Source organism: Kitasatospora sp. NPDC058184 (assembly GCF_042883725.1).
GTDB lineage: Bacteria > Actinomycetota > Actinomycetes > Streptomycetales > Streptomycetaceae > Kitasatospora.
Genome location: NZ_JBHVVE010000006.1, coordinates 379,747 through 398,145, shown reverse-complemented (window position 1 = coordinate 398,145; position 18,399 = coordinate 379,747). Strand labels below are relative to the sequence as shown.

Annotated in this window: 15 protein-coding genes; 7 read left to right on the top strand and 8 right to left on the bottom strand. The window is 74.7% G+C overall.

The window, feature by feature from the left end; genetic code table 11:
* Nucleotides 1–13 precede the first annotated feature (13 nt).
* Complete coding sequence (locus tag ACFVXH_RS14900; RefSeq protein WP_387823467.1) at nt 14–1,003, top strand: DUF5995 family protein; 990 nt, start codon at nt 14–16, stop codon at nt 1,001–1,003.
* Here the strand turns inward: ACFVXH_RS14900 and ACFVXH_RS14895 are convergent.
* A complete protein-coding gene (locus ACFVXH_RS14895; RefSeq protein WP_049656920.1) occupies nt 964–2,403 on the bottom strand; it encodes a GuaB1 family IMP dehydrogenase-related protein in 1,440 nt (479 codons plus the stop codon). The genes ACFVXH_RS14900 and ACFVXH_RS14895 overlap by 40 nt on opposite strands.
* A 462-nt stretch (nt 2,404–2,865) precedes the next feature.
* Between ACFVXH_RS14895 and ACFVXH_RS14890 the strand changes: the two genes are divergently transcribed.
* Nucleotides 2,866–4,284 (top strand): SDR family NAD(P)-dependent oxidoreductase, encoded by a 1,419-nt coding sequence (locus ACFVXH_RS14890; protein ID WP_234348576.1) that lies wholly within the window; start codon nt 2,866–2,868, stop codon nt 4,282–4,284.
* Between the two features lie 21 nt (nt 4,285–4,305).
* Nucleotides 4,306–4,848, top strand: a complete 543-nt coding sequence (locus ACFVXH_RS14885; protein ID WP_387823464.1) for an NUDIX hydrolase — start codon at nt 4,306–4,308, stop codon at nt 4,846–4,848.
* 26 nt (nt 4,849–4,874) lie between these two features.
* Here the strand turns inward: ACFVXH_RS14885 and ACFVXH_RS14880 are convergent, their stop codons facing one another.
* From ACFVXH_RS14880 to ACFVXH_RS14870, 3 genes are read right to left on the bottom strand one after another with little or no spacing between them, the layout of a single operon-like run.
* Nucleotides 4,875–7,103 carry an FtsX-like permease family protein gene (locus ACFVXH_RS14880; protein WP_387823461.1) on the bottom strand — a complete coding sequence of 743 codons (2,229 nt, stop codon included), beginning with the start codon at nt 7,101–7,103 and terminating at the stop codon, nt 4,875–4,877.
* Complete coding sequence (locus ACFVXH_RS14875; RefSeq protein WP_049656924.1) at nt 7,100–7,792, bottom strand: ABC transporter ATP-binding protein; 693 nt, start codon at nt 7,790–7,792, stop codon at nt 7,100–7,102. Before ACFVXH_RS14875 ends, ACFVXH_RS14880 begins: the two co-directional genes overlap by 4 nt.
* Nucleotides 7,789–8,313: a PadR family transcriptional regulator gene (locus tag ACFVXH_RS14870; RefSeq protein WP_049656925.1), complete on the bottom strand. Its 525-nt coding sequence runs from the start codon at nt 8,311–8,313 to the stop codon at nt 7,789–7,791. Before ACFVXH_RS14870 ends, ACFVXH_RS14875 begins: the two co-directional genes overlap by 4 nt.
* Nucleotides 8,314–8,730: 417 nt before the next feature.
* Between ACFVXH_RS14870 and ACFVXH_RS14865 the strand changes: the two genes are divergently transcribed.
* Nucleotides 8,731–9,387 (top strand): hypothetical protein, encoded by a 657-nt coding sequence (locus ACFVXH_RS14865; protein WP_387823457.1) that lies wholly within the window; start codon nt 8,731–8,733, stop codon nt 9,385–9,387.
* 163 nt (nt 9,388–9,550) lie between these two features.
* On the opposite strand, the gene ACFVXH_RS14860 is transcribed toward ACFVXH_RS14865, so the two are convergent.
* Together ACFVXH_RS14860 and ACFVXH_RS14855 are read right to left on the bottom strand one after the other, a co-directional pair.
* Nucleotides 9,551–10,228, bottom strand: a complete 678-nt coding sequence (locus ACFVXH_RS14860) for a YoaK family protein (RefSeq protein ID WP_387823454.1) — start codon at nt 10,226–10,228, stop codon at nt 9,551–9,553.
* A 115-nt stretch (nt 10,229–10,343) separates the two neighbouring features.
* Nucleotides 10,344–11,078: an MgtC/SapB family protein gene (locus ACFVXH_RS14855; protein ID WP_375874863.1), complete on the bottom strand. Its 735-nt coding sequence runs from the start codon at nt 11,076–11,078 to the stop codon at nt 10,344–10,346.
* Nucleotides 11,079–11,438: 360 nt separating this feature from the next.
* On the opposite strand from ACFVXH_RS14855, the gene ACFVXH_RS14850 reads away from it, so the two are divergent.
* The 3 genes from ACFVXH_RS14850 (at nt 11,439) to ACFVXH_RS14840 (ending at nt 15,561) form a co-directional block, all read left to right on the top strand.
* Entirely contained in the window at nt 11,439–12,239 is an 801-nt protein-coding gene (locus ACFVXH_RS14850; RefSeq protein WP_117486990.1) for an ABC transporter ATP-binding protein, read from the top strand.
* Complete coding sequence (locus tag ACFVXH_RS14845) at nt 12,236–14,977, top strand: FtsX-like permease family protein (protein ID WP_387823450.1); 2,742 nt, start codon at nt 12,236–12,238, stop codon at nt 14,975–14,977. The genes ACFVXH_RS14850 and ACFVXH_RS14845 overlap by 4 nt, the downstream gene beginning before the upstream one ends.
* 212 nt (nt 14,978–15,189) lie before the next feature.
* Nucleotides 15,190–15,561 carry a BlaI/MecI/CopY family transcriptional regulator gene (locus tag ACFVXH_RS14840; protein ID WP_387823447.1) on the top strand — a complete coding sequence of 124 codons (372 nt, stop codon included), beginning with the start codon at nt 15,190–15,192 and terminating at the stop codon, nt 15,559–15,561.
* Nucleotides 15,562–15,775: 214 nt separating this feature from the next.
* Here ACFVXH_RS14840 and ACFVXH_RS14835 read toward each other — a convergent pair whose 3' ends face one another.
* Nucleotides 15,776–16,795, bottom strand: a complete 1,020-nt coding sequence (locus ACFVXH_RS14835; RefSeq protein WP_387823444.1) for an acetamidase/formamidase family protein — start codon at nt 16,793–16,795, stop codon at nt 15,776–15,778.
* Nucleotides 16,792–18,279 carry an APC family permease gene (locus ACFVXH_RS14830; protein WP_387823441.1) on the bottom strand — a complete coding sequence of 496 codons (1,488 nt, stop codon included), beginning with the start codon at nt 18,277–18,279 and terminating at the stop codon, nt 16,792–16,794. Before ACFVXH_RS14830 ends, ACFVXH_RS14835 begins: the two co-directional genes overlap by 4 nt.
* Between the last annotated feature and the right edge of the window lie 120 nt (nt 18,280–18,399).

Here is an 18,399-nt window from a genome sequence, read left to right as displayed (position 1 = left end):
CGGAGGGTGGCGCATGCCCGACACGGCGGTGGATCGTACGACGGCAGTGGTCGTGGAGGCGCGGACGGTCGAGCAGGTGGTCGGCCGGCTGCGGGAGATCGGGGCGGGGCTGCCCCCGGCCGACGGGGTGGGGGTGTTCAACCGGCTCTACCTCACCGTGACGGAGGCGGTCCGCGACCGGCTGGACGGCGGGCGCTTCGCCGACCCGTCGGCGGTGGCCGAGCTTGACGTGGTGTTCGCCGGGCGGTACCTGCGGGCCGTGGCCGCCGACGCGGCCGGGCAGGAGCCGCCCGCCTGCTGGCGGCCGCTGTTCGCGCTGCGCGCCCACCCGGGGGTGCACCCGCTGCAGTTCGCGCTGGCCGGGATGGCCGCCCACATCCAGCACGACCTGCCGCTGGCCGTCGTGGACACCTGCCGCCGCCGGGGCTGCGAGCCGTCCGACGTCGAGCCGGACTACCACCGGATCGACCGGGTGCTGGCCGAGGTGGAGACGGCCGTCCGGGAGCAGCTGATGCCCGGGCCCGACCTGCTGGAGCGCGCCGAGCCGCTCACCCACCTGCTCGGCGCCTGGTCGGTCGGGGCCGCCCGCGAGGGCGCCTGGGGCACCGTCGAGGCGCTCTGGGAGCTGCGGCACCTGCCGGGCGCCGCCCGGGCCCTCGCCACGGCGCTGGACGGTTCGGTCGGGCTGCTCGGCCGCGTCCTGCTGCTCCCGCTCGGGCACGGCGGGAGGCCGGGCGGGAGGCACGGCGGCGGACCGGAGGACGGGCGGAGCACCGGAGCGGCCGGTGGCCGGATCAGCGGCCAGGCCCCCGGGCACCGCACCCCCGTAACGGCCCCCGCGACGCCCCCCGCAACGGCCGCGGCCGCCCGGCTCCCCGAGGCGAGGAACCGGACGGCCGACGGTGCGGGCCCCGACGCGGCGGTCCCGGCAGGCACAACAGGCGCAGCGGGCGCCGGAGCCGGTCAGGCCCAGCTGGAGTGCAGCGGCTTGCCCTCGGCGTAGCCGGCCGCGCTCTGGATGCCCACGATCGCCTTCTCCTGGAACTCCTCCAGGCTGCCGGCGCCCGCGTAGGTGCAGGAGCTGCGGACGCCCGCGATGATCGAGTCGATCAGGTCCTCGACGCCGGGGCGGGTCGGGTCGAGGAACATCCGGGAGTGCGAGATGCCCTCCTCGAACAGCGCCTTGCGGGCCCGGTCGTACGAGGAGTCCTGGGCGGTGCGGTTGCTGACGGCGCGGGCCGAGGCCATGCCGAAGCTCTCCTTGTACTGGCGCCCGTCGGCGGCGGTCTGGAGGTCGCCCGGGGACTCGTAGGTCCCGGCGAACCAGGAGCCGATCATCACGTTGGAGGCGCCGGCGGCCAGCGCCATCGCGACGTCGCGCGGGTGGCGCACGCCGCCGTCGGCCCAGACGTGCTTGCCGAGCCGGCGGGCCTCGGCGGCGCACTCCAGGACGGCGGAGAACTGCGGCCGGCCGACGCCGGTCATCATCCGGGTGGTGCACATGGCGCCGGGGCCGACGCCGACCTTGAGGATGTCGGCGCCCGCCTCGACGAGGTCGCGGACACCGGCGGCGGAGACCACGTTGCCGGCCACGATCGGGACCCGCGGGTCCAGGCCGCGCACCGCGCGCAGCGCGCTGATCATGGACTCCTGGTGGCCGTGCGCGGTGTCGACCACCAGCACGTCGGCGCCGGCCTCGATCAGCGCCGCGGCCTTGCCCGCGACGTCGCCGTTGATGCCGACGGTGGCGGCGATCCGCAGCTTGCCGGCCTCGTCCACGGCCGGGGTGTACAGGGTGGCGCGCAGCGCGCCCTTGCGGGTGAGGATGCCGACCAGTCGGCCCTCGCCGTCCACGACGGGGGCCAGCTTGCGGTGGGCCTCGGTGAGCTTCTCGAAGGCGGTCCGCGGGTCGATGCCCTCGTCCAGCAGCAGCAGTTCGCGGGACATGATGTCGGCCAGGCTGGTGAAGCGGTCCACGCCCTGGCAGTCGGACTCGGTGACCACGCCGACGGGCTTGCCGTCCTCGACCACCACGAGGGCGCCGTGCGCGCGCTTGGGCAGCAGCGAGAGCGCCTCGGCCACGGTGGCGCCGGGGGCGAGCGTGATCGGGGTGTCGAACACCAGGTGGCGCTGCTTGACCCAGGAGACGACCTCGGCGATGACCTCGGTGGGGATGTCCTGCGGGATGGCGACCAGGCCGCCGCGGCGGGCGACGGTCTCGGCCATCCGGCGGCCGGCGATGGCGGTCATGTTGGCCACGACCAGCGGGATGGTGGTGCCGGTGCCGTCGTTCGAGGAGAGGTCGACGCCCTGCCGGGAGCCCACGGCGGAACGGCTGGGGACCATGAAGACGTCGTCGTACGTCAGGTCGTACGAGGGCTTGAGGTCGTTCAGGAAGCGCATGAAGGAGGGCTCTCTGGCTGGGGGGATACACCTCGGGTGCGGTTGCGGCGATGCCGCCGGAGCGCACTCGGGCGCCCGGCACCCAGCGTTCGATTCTCCGTGAGGGTGGGGGCAAAAGCCAGTTCGACGGGCATTGCTGGGGCTGCGTACAAACCGTGATCAATACTCCGCGCGTAGACATGGAGGATCATCCAAAGACCCCCTCCGACGTCGGCTTTTCGCCCCGGTCCGGACCGCTCCCGTAGCATTCACGCGGTAAGGGGCTTGGCTTCACGCGTGTGGGCGTGGCGAATCGGGAAAGCGGCAGCAGGCGTGAGCATCGGTCAGACGGACATCGACCAGACGGACCTCCGACAGGCGGGCATCGAGCAGACGGGCACCGGGCGGACGGACCTCGGCCAGGACCCGGTCGAGGGCGCCGAGGAGGAGACCGACTTCGGTCCCGGCCTCGACCCCGAGCGGCTGCGGCTCTGCCTGGAGGTGCTGGCCGAGCTCGACGAACTGCACGTGGACCACCCGGACGCGATCACCGTCCGCAAGGCCGTCGGCGGCATATTCCGCACCCTCAAGCAGCGCCGCCGCCAGGAGACCCGGGCCCGCAAGACCGCCAACGACCGCGAGGTCACCGCCCGTACCGCCACCGGCGCGCCCACCCGGATCGACGACGAGACGGCCGGCGCCTTCGGCCTGACCACCGTCACCACCACCGAGATCGCCGGCATCCTGGAGCGTCCGCGCTCCTGCTACACCTGCAAGCAGCGGTACATCGAGGTCGACGCCTTCTACCACAACCTCTGCCAGGACTGCGCGGTCAAGAACCGCTCCCGCCGGGACGCCCGCGCCGACCTCACCGGCAAGCGCGCGCTGCTCACCGGCGGCCGGGCCAAGATCGGGATGTACATCGCGCTGATGCTGCTGCGCGACGGCGCCCACACCACCATCACCACCCGCTTCCCCAACGACGCGATCCGCCGCTTCACGGCGATGCCGGACAGCGCCGAGTGGATCCACCGCCTCAAGATCATCGGCATCGACCTGCGCGACCCGGCCCAGGTGATGGCCCTGGCCGACGAGGTCGCCGCCGACGGCCCGCTGGACATCCTGATCAACAACGCCGCGCAGACCGTGCGCCGCCCGCCGGAGTCCTACCGCGAGCTGGTCAACGCCGAGTCCGCCCCGCTGCCGGCCGGCGAGCTGCCCCAGGCCACCACCATCGGCCGCTTCGGCAGCGGCAGCGTCGACCTGCCCGCCCTCCCCCACCAGGCGGGCGGCGACACGCAGCGGATCACCGCCGAGGACGTCACCTCGCTGGCCCTGGTCACCGGCTCCGCGACGCCCGACCGGATCGCGGCCGGCACCGCGATCGACGCCGGCGGCCTGGTGCCCGACCTCGCGGACACCAACAGCTGGGTGCAGACCGTCAGCGAGGTCGGCCCGATGGAGCTGCTGGAGGTCCAGCTCTGCAACTCCACCGCGCCGTTCATCCTGATCAGCCGGCTGCGCCCGGCGATGGCCGCCTCCGCGTCCCGCCGCAAGTACGTGGTCAACGTCTCCGCGATGGAGGGCGTCTTCTCGCGCGGCTACAAGGGCGCCGGCCACCCGCACACCAACATGGCCAAGGCCGCGCTCAACATGCTCACCCGCACCAGCGCGCAGGAGATGTTCGAGTCCGACGGCATCCTGATGACCGCCGTCGACACCGGCTGGATCACCGACGAGCGGCCGCACCCGGACAAGATGCGCCTCGCCGACGAGGGCTTCCACGCCCCGCTCGACCTGGTCGACGGCGCGGCCCGGGTGTACGACCCGATCGTGCGCGGCGAGGCGGGCGAGGACCTGTACGGCTGCTTCCTCAAGGACTACGACCGCTCCAACTGGTAACCAGCCGAAGGGGATGGCGAGTTGAGCACCGCACCGACCGGGCCGACCGGACCGACCGCGCCCACCGGACCCGCCGGGCCGGCCGCGCCCGCCGCGCCGGTCCCGCCGACCGCGCCGCTGCTCGGCGCCGGGGTCATCGTGCCCACCGGGGACGGCCGGGTGCTGATCGGCCGCCGGACCACGGCCGGCGAACCGCCGACCTGGAGCCTGCCCGGCGGCAAGGTCGACCCCGGCGAGTCCTTCGAGCGGACCGCGGCCCGCGAACTCGCCGAGGAGACCGGCATCGTGCTGCCCGCCGAGGAGATGCGGGTGCTCGCCGTCCACCTCGACCACGAGCTCGGCCGGCCCCGGCTGACGGCCGCCGTGCTGGCGCCGCCGAGCCTGGCCGAGGCCGTGGTCACCGAGCCGCACGCGTGCGGCGGCTGGGAGCGCGTCCCGGTGGACGCGCTGCCCGAGCCGATGTTCTACCCGTCCGCGCTGGTGCTCGGCAGCTGGCTGCCGCGGCTGTCGCCGCGGCTGCTGGCCGGAACGCACGGCTACCCCGTCGCCCGCTGGAACGGGTGACGGGGCAGCCGACCGCCTGACGGCGCTCAGCCGTTGCGGGCCGCCTCCGGTCCGGTGATCCGCTTCAGCAGTGGCAGCGTCGAGGCGATGATCCCGAGCGAGGCGGCCAGCCCGAAACCGGTCAGCCCGTAGTACGCCGGGCCCGGGGACACCAGGTCGTAGTCCTTCTGCGCCTTGAGGAACATCGCGGCCGCGGCGAAGCCCGTCCCGATCGCGAGCGCCGAGACCACCAGCAGCGGCAGCGCGCTCTCCAGTCCGACCACCCTGCGCAGCAGCCGCAGCGGTGCGCCGGTCAGCCGCAGCATCGCGAACGGCCGCCGGCGGTCGGACAGTCCGGCCACCACGCTCACCGCGAGGCTGCACCCGGCGATCGGCAGGGTGGTCAGCAGCACCACGTTCGCCAGCTGCCGCCAGCCCTGGAGCTTCTTCTGCCCGGCGGAGGACCAGTCCTCGGCCAGCCGCGCCTCGTAGTGCGGGAACTCCTTCATGAACAGGGTCCGCAGCTGTTCCTTGGCCGCCTTGGAGCCGTCGGTGGTCGCGTAGAGCATCCGCACCGGGAGCCCGGCCGCCTCGGCCTCGGAGACCGGTGCGGCCGGCCACTCGCGGTCGGAGGCGTCCACCAGGCCGACCAGCTGGTAGGGGTCGACGGCCGCGACGGCGGCGCCGGGAGCGCAGTGGCCGACCACGGGGATCTGCGCGAGGTCCGCGCAGCTCACCAGGCCGGGCACGATGCCCCGCCCGCTCCGCTGGCCCGTACCGGCCGGGTCCTCGTGCACCAGGGCGATCCCCTGGAACCCGGGGACGGCCCGCGCCCGGGCCAGCACGCGATCGGGCACCGACGGCAGCAGGGCCGCGTCGTTCCGGTTGCCGAAGGGGGCGTCCACGATCGCCTTGCGCACCTCGGGGGCGCCGTTGAGCATGCCCTGGTTCGCGTTGATGGTGCTCATGATGGCCAGGGTCGCGGTGGTCACGAACAGCGCCAGCACCACGCCGGCGACCGACCGGAAGCCCGCCCCCGGGTCGTCCGCCAGGCGGCGCATCGCGATCAGGGCGGCCGGACGGCGGGTGCGCCGGGCCACCGCCCGGGCCGCGGCCATGGTCAGCCACGGCCCCGAGACCACCAGCCCGAGCATCACCAGCACGAAACCGGTCAGGTAGGCCGTGGACTGCCCGTCGGTGGTCTCCGGGCGGTTGCCCACGAAGTAGCCGAGTTCGGCGAGGCCGGCCACCAGCGGTGCCAGCCGCCAGGCGCTCGGCGGCTTCGGGGTGACCCTGCGGGAGACCCCGAGCGGCGAGACGGTGACCCGGCGCAGCGCGAACCGGGCGGCGAGCGCCGCCGCCACCGGCACGCCCAGCACCACCCCGGCCGCCTGCGGCAGGGTCAGGCTCAGGTCGGAGGCGAAGAAGCGGTCGCCGGTGAACGGCACGTCGGCCACCACCGGTTTCAGCGCGGCGAACAGGCCGAAGCCGAGGGCCGTGCCGATCACCGCGGCCAGGGTGGACTCCACCGCCGAGATCACCGACACCTGGCCGGGCGTCGCGCCCACCAGGCGGATCGCGGCGTAGCGCTGCTCCCGGGTGGCGGCGGAGAGCCGGGTCGCGGTGCCGATGAAGACCAGTACCGGGAAGATCAGCGCGGCGGCGACCACGGTGAGCACCAGGACCATCGCGTCGCCGTGCACGCCCGCGCCGTAGCAGTCGTACTCGCAGTCGTGGGGCAGGACGGTGGCGAGGCTGGTGACGGTGGTGGCCCTCGGCAGGGCCTTGACCTCGTCCGCGGTGCGGCCGACGACCAGCGCCAAGGTGTCTGGGGAGGGCAGCCCGTCCTCGCCGAGGGTGCCGACCTGCCGTCCGGGGAAGCGGTCGCCCAGTTCGACGGCCGGGGTGTCGCGCAGCAGCTTCTCCAGCGCGGGCGAGGCGTAGTACTCGCCGGGCGCGGGCAGCCGGCTCAGACCGGGCGGCAGCGGCGAGGCGGGACCGGTCGGGGCGACATCGGCCCGGAAGACGGTCCTCCCCCGGTAGTAGTCCATCCGGGCGCCCCACCAGAGCGGGTCCGCCGAGGTGACCGCGGTCGCGCCCTTGACGCCCGTGTTCATCCAGAGCTGCCGCTCGTTGGCCCGGTCGATCGCGCTCACGCCGGCGAAGGTCGAGAGCAGCAGCCCCACGCCGACCGCGACCGCCGCCGCGATCATCAGCAGCCGGGCCACCGCCTCCCGGCCGCCGCTGACGGCCAGCCGGAGCGAGAAGGCGATCACGGGGCCACCGTTCCGGCGCCGGCCGAGAGCGTACGGGCCCGGCCGTCGCGGACGACCGCCTCGCGGTCCGCGTACGCGGCGACCCGGGCCTCGTGGGTGACCAGGATGACGGTGGTGCCCTGCTCCTTGGCCGAGGCGACCATCAGCTCCATCACCTGCTCGCCGGTCAGCGAGTCCAGCGCGCCGGTCGGCTCGTCGGCGAACAGCACCCGCGGCCGGGCCACCAGGCCGCGGGCCAGCGCGACCCGCTGCGCCTGACCGCCCGACAGCTCGCCGGAGCGGCGCTGCTCCATGCCGTCCAGGCCGAGCCGGGCGAACCAGGGACGGGCCTGGGCCAGCGCGGCGGAGCGGCGCACGCCGTTCAGCAGCAGCGGCAGCGCGACGTTCTCCTCGGCCGTCAACTCCGGCACCAGCTGGCCGAACTGGAAGACGAAGCCGAACCTGTCCCGGCGCAGGGCGCTGCGCCGGGCCTCCGGCATGGTGTCCAGGCGCTGCCCGTCGAACAGCACCTCCCCCGCGTCGGGCACCAGGATGCCGGCCAGGCAGTGCAGTAACGTCGACTTGCCGGAGCCGCTGGGGCCCATGATGGCGAGCACCTCGCCGGCCTGGACGGACAGGCTGGCCCCGCGCAGGGCGGGGGTCTCCCCGAAGGCGAGGGCGATGTCCCGGGCCTCGATCACGGCGGTCACGCGTTCACCTCCGCGGCGAGCGCGTCCAGGCGGGCGGCGGTGAGGTCGATCCAGCGCAGGTCGGCCTCCAGGTGGAACAGGCCGTGGTCGGCGAGCAGGGCGTCCACCAGGGCTCCGGTGCGGCGCAGTTCGGTGAGCTCGCGCATCCGGCGCAGGTGGGCGGCGCGCTGGGTGTCCAGGTAGTGCTCGGCGTCCCGGCCCAGCATCAGGGCCAGCACCACCTTGGTGAACAGCACGGACTGGAGGTTGGGCTCGGGCGCGACCGGCTCCTGGAGCCAGGTCTCGAACTCGGTCGCCCCGGTCTCGGTGATGACGTACCGCTTGCGCTCGGGCCCGTCGCCGGGCTCCGCCTCGCCGGCCACCACCTTGCCGTCGCGGGCCAGCCGGCCGAGGGTCGAGTAGACCTGGCCGTACGGAAGGGGCTTGCCGCGGCCGAAGAGGGCGTCGTAGTCGCGCTTGAGGTCGTAGCCGTGGCTCGGCTCTCGCTCCAGCAGCCCCAGAAGGGTCAAAGGAACACTCATGGGGGAAACATACACCCGGCGTATACCCCGAGTGTATATCTGGGCAGAATACGGCCCCGACCTGGGACATCGTCAGTTCATCGGCGAGGAAAAGGCGGAGAACGGGCCGGAGCCGGACACGGCACAGGCAGGGGGTGACCCCACGACCACCCCCTGCCCCGTACCTCGGCCCGGCGCCCCCACGGCCGACCGGGCCACGGCCGCGCCCAAGCACCGGGAGGACGCCGCCACACCCCAGCCTGCCCGGACCGGGCGCGGATGCCGAGGGCCGAACGTCCCGACCACCGGGCCGACCGGCCCTGACCGGCAGGTACCGGCGGTCCTCCGAACGCGCACGACTCTTGTGCGCGGGGGGCCGCCGGGTGGACATTGGGGCGTAACCGCCCAGCGTCCCCGCGCCCCTGAGGAGCCCTCACCGTGTCCAGCACTCCCCGCCCGGCCCTGCCCGCGTCGCTCCCGCGGCGCACCGGCCGGCGGCTGCGGCGGGCACTCGGTGCCCGGCACGAGCCGCTCGCCCGCCCCCTCGACCGCTCCCGCGCCCGCGCCTGGCTGTCCGCCGTGCTCGGCGCGGTGCTCGCCCTCGCCCTGTGCACGGGCGGCTCGCTGCTCCTCTACCGCGCCACCGCGCACCGGGCCGACGCCGACCGCGGGCGGCTGCAGCAGGTCGACGCCGTGGTCAGCGGCGTCCCGGACCGCGCCACCGCCACCGGCAGCCGCTTCGCCGGCGGCTACAGCAACCAGGTGGACGTCGACGCGGACTGGACCGCCCCCGACGGCAGCCCGCGCCACGGCACCGTCCAGGCCCCGCACTCCGCCGTCACCGGCAGCCGGATCCCCGTCTGGGTCGACGCGGCCGGCACCGTCTCCGTCGCCCCGGCCGACCGGGTGGCCCTCGCCGTCTCCGCCGCCTGCACCGGCGCCGGCGGCCTCCTCGTCCTGCTGGCCCTGCTCGCCCTCGCCCTCCGCCTGCGCCTCCAGGCGCTCGACCGCCGGGCGGAGGCCGCCTGGAGCACCGAGTGGGAACGCCTCGAACCCCTCTGGAGCGGCCGCGCCGGGCACCGCAGCGAGGACTGAGCCGGTCACCCCGGCCGGTCGCCGGAGGTCGAGGCCGCCCGGAACGCCGTCCGGGCCGAGGGCCGCCGGCCGGCAGCCCGAAACCCCCCGAGGAACACGGGGGTTCGACACCGTCCGTGCCGGGCGCCGGTCGCGGACGGGCGGCGGATCACCGGACGCCCGGTCAGCGCGGGTGGGTCCAGGCGGGGGCGGGGACGGTCCTGGCGGCGCGGTGGGTGAGGGCCGCGACGGCGAGGAGCAGCGCGAGGGCCAGGGCCAGGGCGAGCGGGATGTCGGCGTGGAGGACCAGGAGGGCGCCGAGGAGGGCTCCGGCGAACATCCAGACGGCGGAGGCCAGCCGGCGGGGGCCGGTGCGGTCGGCGGCGAGGGCGGTGATGGTCATGGTCAGCACGGTGGTGGTGAGGTCGGGGACCTTCAGGGCGCGGACCACCGCGTTCTGGCCGCCCATGGCGAAGCCGAGCAGCCCGATCAGGGTGTAGCGGGCCGGCTCGGAGGTGTGGCCGGCCACGGCCGCCAGCACGGTGGCCGCCGCGACCAGCGCCGACTGGACGGCGACGGCGGCGGCCAGCAGGTACCCGCGGTGGCCGGGCAGGCGGCGGGCGAGGTGGCCGCCGGCCAGGGCGCCGAGCAGGAAGGCGGCGAGGGCGGCCAGCGAGGCGGTGGCGGAGAGGTTGGCCGCGCCGGCCAGGGCGAAGCCGAGGAACACCACGTTGCCGGTCATGTTGGCGACGAAGACGTGGCCGAGTTCGAGGTAGCTGACCGCGTCCACCACTCCGGTGACCACGGTCAGCACCAGCAGCATCGGCACCAGCGGCCCGTGCTCGGGATCGGGGGTCGGCATCCTGCCTCCAGTCGGTTCGGGCGGGGGTTCGGGTGACCCGGTCCGGGTGACGCGGTCTCCGGTGACACGGTCCGGCGACGCGGTCCGGGTGGTGACGGTACGTCCGCGCCGCCCGTCAGGCGAGCGCCGGGTTGCCGGGGTCCTCCGGCTCGTCCTCCAGGTGCCAGTGCAGGTCGCGTACGCCGGGCTCCAAGGACAGCCGGGTGACGACCTGTTCGAGTGCCGGGGCGACCTGCCCGGTGATCGCGACGGTGGCCCGCAGGCTGGTGGCGTCGCCGTTGTCGGTGCGGCGGGCGCGCAGGCCGGTCGGGGAGAGCCCGGAGCCGGCGAGGGCCTGGAGCAGCAGGGCCCGGATATGGGTCTCGGACTTGCGGTCGCATTCCAGGTGGACGGTGGCGCGGGTGGTGGAGTCGGGGTCGCTGCCGGCCTGCGGGGCCCGGTCGAGGAGTCGGCCGGCCGGGCGCAGGACCAGGTGGACGACGAGGACGGCGAGTGTGCCGAGGACGGCGAACCGCAGTTTGCCGGAGGCGGCGAGCACCCCGACGGCGGCCGAACACCAGAGTGTGGCGGCGGTGTTGAGGCCGCGTACGCCGGCGCCGTCGCGCAGGATGACGCCGCCGCCGAGGAAGCCGATGCCGGAGACGACGTAGGAGGCGACCCGGGTGGGGCTGCCGGCGTCGCCGACGGCCTCGCTGTAGAGCACGAACAGGGTGGCGCCGGCGGCGACCAGGGCGTTGGTGCGCAGGCCGGCCATCCGGGCCCGCCACTGGCGTTCGACGCCGATCAGCGCGCCGCAGGCGACGCCGGTGGCGAGCCGTACCAGGAAGTCGACGGTGGTCAGGGTGTGCACGACGGCACCTCCTTCACGGGAGGAGGGGTACGGACGGTGGCACGCGGTCGATGCTCCCGGCAGGCCGGGCGACCTCGATGATGGCCATCGCCACGGTGGTCGGCGGGGAGGCGCGCAGGGCGCGGGGGCCGGCCGTGCGGTCGGCCCCGGACGACGTGACGGCGCGTCGGCGCATCGGAGGTCTCGGGCGCCTCCGGAGCCGTGAGCCGTCCCGAGCATAGACCGCCTCCGAACGACCGGGGCAGGGGTTTCCCGCTCTTCCTCGACAGCTTTGTAGAAGTTTGACCGAACCCGATCACCGCCGCCCGGGAACCGGCCCGCCTTGCGTCACGTCCTCCGACATATATAGTTCACCGACATATGCAGTTGAGCAGCTCACGAGGGGGAAGTGTGTCCCACACCGATCCGAACCGGCCCGCACCCGTCCTGCGCCTGGCCAACGTCACCCGCGTGCACGGGCGGGGCGCCGCCGAGGTGCACGCCCTGCGCGGCATCGACCTGGCCGTCCACCCGGGCGAGTTCGTCGCCGTCATGGGCCCGTCCGGCTCCGGGAAGTCCACCCTGCTGACCCTGGCCGGCGGGCTGGACCAGCCCAGCGACGGCGAGGTGCTGGTGGAGGGGGTCGCCCTCGGCGGCCTCGGCCGCGGCCGGCTCGCCGACCTCCGGCGGCGCTCGATCGGGTACGTGTTCCAGGACTACAACCTGATCCCGGCCCTGACCGCCGCCGAGAACATCTCGCTGCCGCGCGAACTCGACGGCGTCCCGGGCCGCCGGGCCCGCCGGGAGGCGCTGGCCGCACTGGAGGAGCTGGGCATCGGCGAGCTCGCCGACCGCTTCCCCGACGACATGTCCGGCGGCCAGCAGCAGCGCGTGGCCATCGCCCGCGCCCTGATCGGCGAGCGCCGGCTGGTGCTCGCCGACGAGCCGACCGGCGCCCTCGACTCGGCCACCGGCGAGGCGGTGCTCGCCGTGCTGCGCGCCCGCTGCGACGCCGGCGCCGCCGCGATGATGGTCACCCACGAGGCGGCCCACGCCAGTTGGGCGGACCGGGTGGTCCACCTGCGGGACGGCGCGGTCGCCTCGGAGGCCCCCGGCCGCCGCTCCTCCGCCCGCCTCGCCGCGGTGCACCCGTCCGGTGCGGTCGGCGAGGTGGCGCAGTGAGGCTCGGAGCCTGGCGGGTCGCCCTGCGCATCGCCCGCCGCGACGCGCTGCGCGCCAAGGGCCGCAGCGCGCTGATCGCCGCCATGATCGCGCTGCCCGTGCTCGGCGTCACCGGCGCCGACGTGGTCCACCGCAGCGGGCAGCTGACCCCGGCCGAACGGGTCGAGCGGGTGGTGGGCGGCGCGGACGCCCTGGTCACCTCGCTCGCCCCGGGCACACCGGTCGAGCAGGCCCCGATCGCCGAGGACGGCGCCTTCACCGTCCCGGCCCGCCCCGGCGACAAGCCGACGGCCGAGCAGGAGAAGGGCGCGAGCACCGACCCGGCCGCCCTGGTCGCCGCGCTGCTGCCGCCCGGCAGCGCGCTCACCCCGGCCCGGCCCGGGCCGGAGGCCGGCGCGGACTCGCCCGAGGGCCTGGTCCGCACCCTCACCACCGAGGCCGACCTCGGCGACCCGATCTGGCGCGGCCGGCTCGACCTGGTCGAGGGCCGCGCCCCGAGCGCCCCGCACGAAGTCGCCGTCACCCGGGCCTTCCTGGACCGCTCCGGGCTCAAGACCGGAGCCACCACCACCCTCCAGGGCCTGGAGCGCACCGGCTACACCATCACCGGCGTCGTGGAGCACCCGAGCGAGCTGGGACGGGTCGAACTCGTCGCCCGGCCCGGCGAGTTGATCGAGCCGCTGAACACCGCGCTGGCGGCCGGCGGGCCGGTCGCGGAGAAGCCCTCGGCCACCCGGTCCGGCTGGCTGGTCCGGCTGCCGTCCGGGGCCTCCCTCGGCTGGGCCGCCGTCCAGCGGTTCAACGCCCACGGCTACACCCTGACCGCGCGCTCGGTGGCGATCGCCCCGCCGCCCGAGCAGGCCGTCCCCTACTACCGCGACGCGTACCGCTACCACGACCCGACGGCCGCCAACAACACCAAGATGGTCGTCGCCGTCGTCAGCGGCATGGCGCTGCTGGAGATCGCGCTGCTCGCCGGGCCCGCCTTCGCGGTCGGCGCCCGCCGTTCGCGCCGCCAGCTCGCCCTGCTCGGCGCGGCCGGCGGGAGCCGGGCCCACGTCGGTGCCGTGGTGCTCGGCGGCGGCGTCGTCCTCGGCGCGACCGGGGCGGTGGTCGGCGTGGTGCTCGGCACCGCGGTGGTCGCCCTGCTGCGGCCGCGGATCGAGCAGTTCGGCGGCGTGCGCTTCGGCCACTTCGCCGTGCCGCCGCTGGACCTCCTCGCGATCGCCGGGATCGGCCTGTTCACCGCGCTGCTCGCCGCCGCGCTGCCCGCGCTGCAGGCCGCCCGGCGCAGCGTCACCGCCGGGCTGACCGGCCGGGACACCGTCCGCGCCCCCAGCCGGCTGGTCACCTTCGCCGGCCTGGGACTGCTCGTCCTCGGCGCCGTGCTCGCGATGTACGGCGCGGGCGCCGTGAAGCGCGACCAGCCGGGCGCGGGCGGCTACGACACCCGTACGCTCACCGTGCTGGGCGGCTCGGTGACCGCCGAGATCGGCCTGCTGCTGTGCACCCCGATGCTGGTCGCCCTGATCGGCCGGGCCGCCGGGCGGCTGCCGCTCGGCCCCCGGCTGGCGCTGCGCGACGCCGCCCGGCACCGCTCGCGCACCGCTCCGGCGGTGGCCGCGGTGATGGCCGCGGTGGCCGGCGCCGTCGCCATCGGCGTCTACTCCACCAGCACCGACGCCGAGGACCGGCGCGACTACCGGCCGCAGGCCCCGTACGGCGCCGTCCAGTTGATGACGTACGTCGACGGGCCCCGGCTCACCGAGGAGCGGGCCGAGCTGGAGAAGCAGCTGTCCGGGCTCGGCCCGCGCGGCGACCTCGGCCAGGTGGAGTACCGCTTCTGCGACAACTGCTCCAGCGTCGTCCAGCTCCAGGGCCCGCCGGAGCGCCGCGGCCTGGGCTCGCCGCCGCACATCGCCGCCGGTGACGTCACCGTGCTGCACAACCTGTTCGCCGTCCACGACCCGGCCGCCGAACAGGCGCTGGCAGCAGGGAAGTTGCTGGTCTTCGACCGGTCCCTGGTGGGCGCCGACGGCAAGGCCGTGATGGTCCTGCGCGGCGGGGGCGGCGCTCCGCTGCAGCCCGGCGAGGTGCCCAAGCCGGACGTCCAGGAGGTCCCGGTCGACGCGGTGCTGGTCGACAACCCGGCCGCCGCCGACTTCGCCCAGGGCCTGGCGCTGCCCTCCGCGCTGCCCGCGCTCGGGCTCACGTCCCGGCCGTCCGGCTCGGTCTGGCTGCCCGCCACGCCGCCCGACCGCAAGGCCCAGCAGCGCGCCGCGGCGGCCGCCGTCCGGCTGGACCGCTTCGCCACCCTGGAGGTGGAGCGCGGCTACCAGCCCACGGGCGACGCGCTCAGCCTGGCGCTCACCGGCTTCGCCGCGCTGGTCGTGCTCGGCGCGGCCGGGATCGCCACCGGCCTGGCGGCCGCCGACTCCCGGCAGGACCAGGCCACCCTGGCCGCGGTCGGCGCGCCGCCGCGGATCCGGCGGAGCATGGCGGGCCTCCAGTGCACCCTGATCGCCCTGCTGGGCGCGCTGCTCGGGGCGGTCAACGGGTTCGTGCCGGCGGTGGGGCTGCTGAAGTCCCGGGCCAGCGGCTTCGGGGCCAAGCCGGCGCTGATCACCGCGCCCTGGGGCGAGCTGCTGCTGATCGTGCTGGTGCTGCCGGTGGTCGCGGGGCTGCTCGCGGCGCTGTTCACCCGCTCCCGCATCCCGCTCGGGCGGCGGCTGTCCTGACGGCCCCGTCGGCCTCGGACACGTCTTGCACACGTACCGACCACCGGCTGACACCGCTTGGGCACCACCCGGGCACCGACCGCTACGCGCCGGGCGTCCGTCCCCCTCACCCGGGGGCGGGCGCCCGGCGCTCGCCGTACCATGGGCCGCGATCCGGCGGGCCAAGGGCGTCGGCGTCCGGTTCGGCGAGGGAGCAGAGGGAGTAGAGGGCGGTGCTGCGGGGGTTCGGGGACCTGGAGGCCGAGATCATGGACCGGTTCTGGTCCTGGGACCGGCCCGCCACGGTGCGCGAGGTGGTCGACGACCTCCAGCGGGACCGGGCCGTCGCGTACACCACCGTCACCACGGTCGCGGACATCCTGCACACCAAGGGCTGGCTGCGCCGCGACAAGGTCGGCCGCGCCTGGGTGTACCGGCCGAGCTGCACCCGCGAGGAGTACACCGCCCGGCTGATGCACCGGGTGCTGGAGACCACCCCCGACCGGGCGGGCGCGCTGCTCCACTTCGTCGACCGGATCAGCGGGGCGGAGGCCTCGGCCCTGCTCGCCGCACTCGAACACGCGAGGTCCCGGGCGACGGGGTGACCTCGTGCCCGGGTCCGCCCCGGATCCGCCCCGGATCCGGTTCGGACCCGGCTCGGACCCGGCTCGGAACACACCCCCGTGGGCCCGTCGGCGTGGGGGTACCGACGGGCCCCGGGTGGGGGTGGGGGGTGGGGGTTCGTGGGATTTGCCGTGTCCTTGACCCGCGCGCCTGAACCCGCGCGGCCGGACCGGCGTTGTCACCGGTGCCTCGTCGTCACCGGTGCCGCAGGTACGCCTCCGCCGTCCGGCGCAGCCGGTCGTGCAGCCCGTCGTAGGCGCGGGCCCGGCCGAGCAGGGTCTTCGGCAGCTTGGCGACCATCGTGTAGTTGGTGTCGCAGACGTTCGCCGCCGGGGCCAAGCCGGCCTGGCTGACCAGCTGGTAGGCGTCCAGCTGGTCCAGGCCGAGCAGTTCGCCGGTCCAGCCGACCAGGTCGTGCTGGCTGATCCGGAACGCGTCCTCCAGCGGACGGGCGGAGCCGGTGCTGATCAGGAAGTCGTCGTTCTCCAGCCGGGGCCAGGCCGGTCCCCCGCCCTTGACCAGGTCGACGATCACGGTGGTGCGCATCGCCGCCTCCACCGCCGTGCCGCACACCTCGCCCTCGCCCTGGCGGGCGTGGCCGTCACCGATGGCGAGCAGGCCGCCCTCGACGTTGACCCGGAAGTAGGCGGTGGTGCCGGCCCGCATCTCGGGGGTGTCGAGGTTGCCGCCGTGCGCGCCCGGGGTGATCGAGGCCAGCACCTCGCCGGCCGCCGGGGCGACGCCGACCGTGCCGTGCATCGGGTCGAGCGGCAGGTCCACCGTGAACTCGCTGTTGCGGGCCCGGAACCGGCAGACGCCCGCCTTGGCGTCCAGCTCGTAGACCCAGACCCGCTCCTCCAGCGGCGCGTGCAGCATCGCGGTGGTGTGGGTCGCGGTCAGCGCGCCGAAGTGCGGGAAGGTGCTGGAGACGCCGTACTCCCGGGCCGGGGTGATCTCCGCGAAGTGCACCGCGAGGACGTCCCCGGGCTCGGCGCCCGCCACCGCGATCGGGCCGGTGACCGGGTTGAGGTAGGGGAAGACGCACACCTGGCTGGGCAGGTCCCCGGTGCCGCGCACCTTGCCGCCGAAGCAGTCCTCGGTGGTCAACTCGACGACGGTGCCCGGCTGGACGGTGACCAGCGGGGCGCGGCCGCCGAAGGTGTAGGCGTAGTCCTCCGGGGTCGGGGACAGCCGGACGGTCTCGGGCAGGCTCACTGCTTCTCCTCGGCGGGGGTGCTGTTCGTGGCGGTGCTGTTCGCGGCAGTGGTGGTCGTGGTGGTGGCGTTCCCGGCCGTGGCACCGGTGGCGACGGCCTCGGCATCGGCGACGGCCAGCCGGGGCCTGCGCCCGGTCGCCACCAGCCCGGCGAGCACGATCCCGCCGACGAGCAGCCAGACGAACCCGAGCCGCTGGGCGGCGATGTTGGCGTTGACCACCACGTACGCGAGGATCGCGAAGCCGAGCGCCGGGGCGATCAGGTGCCGCCAGTAGTCCTTGCTGCGCTTGCGGACCAGGTAGTGGACGACCACGGCGACGTGCAGGACCAGGAAGGTGGACAGCGCGCCGAAGTTGACCAGGGTGCTCAGCAGGGTGATGCCGTCCTCGCGCGAGGCCGTGTACAGGCCGAGCACCAGCGAGATCCCGGCGGTCAGCAGGGTCGCGTTGACCGGCACCCGGCGGGTGGGGTGGATGCGGGCCAGGAAGGCGGGCAGCTGGCGGTCGCGGGCCATCGCGTACAGCAGCCGGGAGGTGGCCGCCTGGGCGACCAGCGAGTTGGCGAAGCCCCAGGCCACGGCGGTGGAGGCGGCGGTCAGTGTGGCGAGCCAGCCGCCGGCGGCGGTGCGGGCCGCGTCGTAGAAGGCGGTGCCGTTCGGGTCGCCGTCCCGGATCAGCGCGTCGGGGTCGGCGACCAGCAGCGAGGCGACCCAGGTCTGCACGATGAACAGTGTGCCCGCGAGCAGCAGCGCGGCGACCATGGACCGGCCGATGGCCTTGGCGGAGTCCCGGTTCTCCTCCGAGAGGGTGGAGATGCCGTCGAAGCCCAGGAAGCTGAGCACCGCGATCGAGACCGCCCCGAAGGCCAGGCTCCACGAGAAGGTGTGCCCGTTGTACAGCGGCGTGAAGTCGAAGCCCCGGCCCTTGCCGTTGGCCAGCGCGATCACGCCGACCACCACGAACAGGGCCAGTACGACGAGTTCGCCGATCAGCATCGCCTTGTTGACCCGGTTGGTGGTCTCGATGCCCAGGTAGTTGACCACGGTGTTGAGCAGCACGAAGCCGATCAGCCAGAGCCAGACCGGGATCGACGGCACCAGCGAGTTCATCGCGACACCGGCGATCAGGTACAGCAGCCCGGGCACCAGCACGTAGTCGAGCAGGATCATCCAGCCGGACAGGAAGCCGACCGGGGCAGCGATGCCACGGCCCGCGTAGGTGTAGACCGAGCCGGCCATCGGGAAGGCCCGGGACATCTGGGCGTACGACAGGGCGGTGAACATCATCGCCACCATGCCGAGGACGTAGGCCAGGGCGACCATGCCGCCGGAGCCCTGGAAGACGCCGCCGAAGATGCCGAACGGTGCGATCGGCACCATGAACACCAGCCCGTAGACGAGCAGGTCGGTGAAGCCGAGCGAACGGCGCAGTTCCTGCTGGTAGCCGTAGCTCTCGATGCCCTGGGGTGCGGGTGTGTCGGCCATGGTGCTCTCTCTCCGTGACGACCCTGAGGGGGTGTGGGGAGACTGTAGAGGGAACTATTTCCAGATGGAAGGGTTTCGTTCCGACATTCCACCTGACGAGAACGGAGTGCCCGGAGCCGG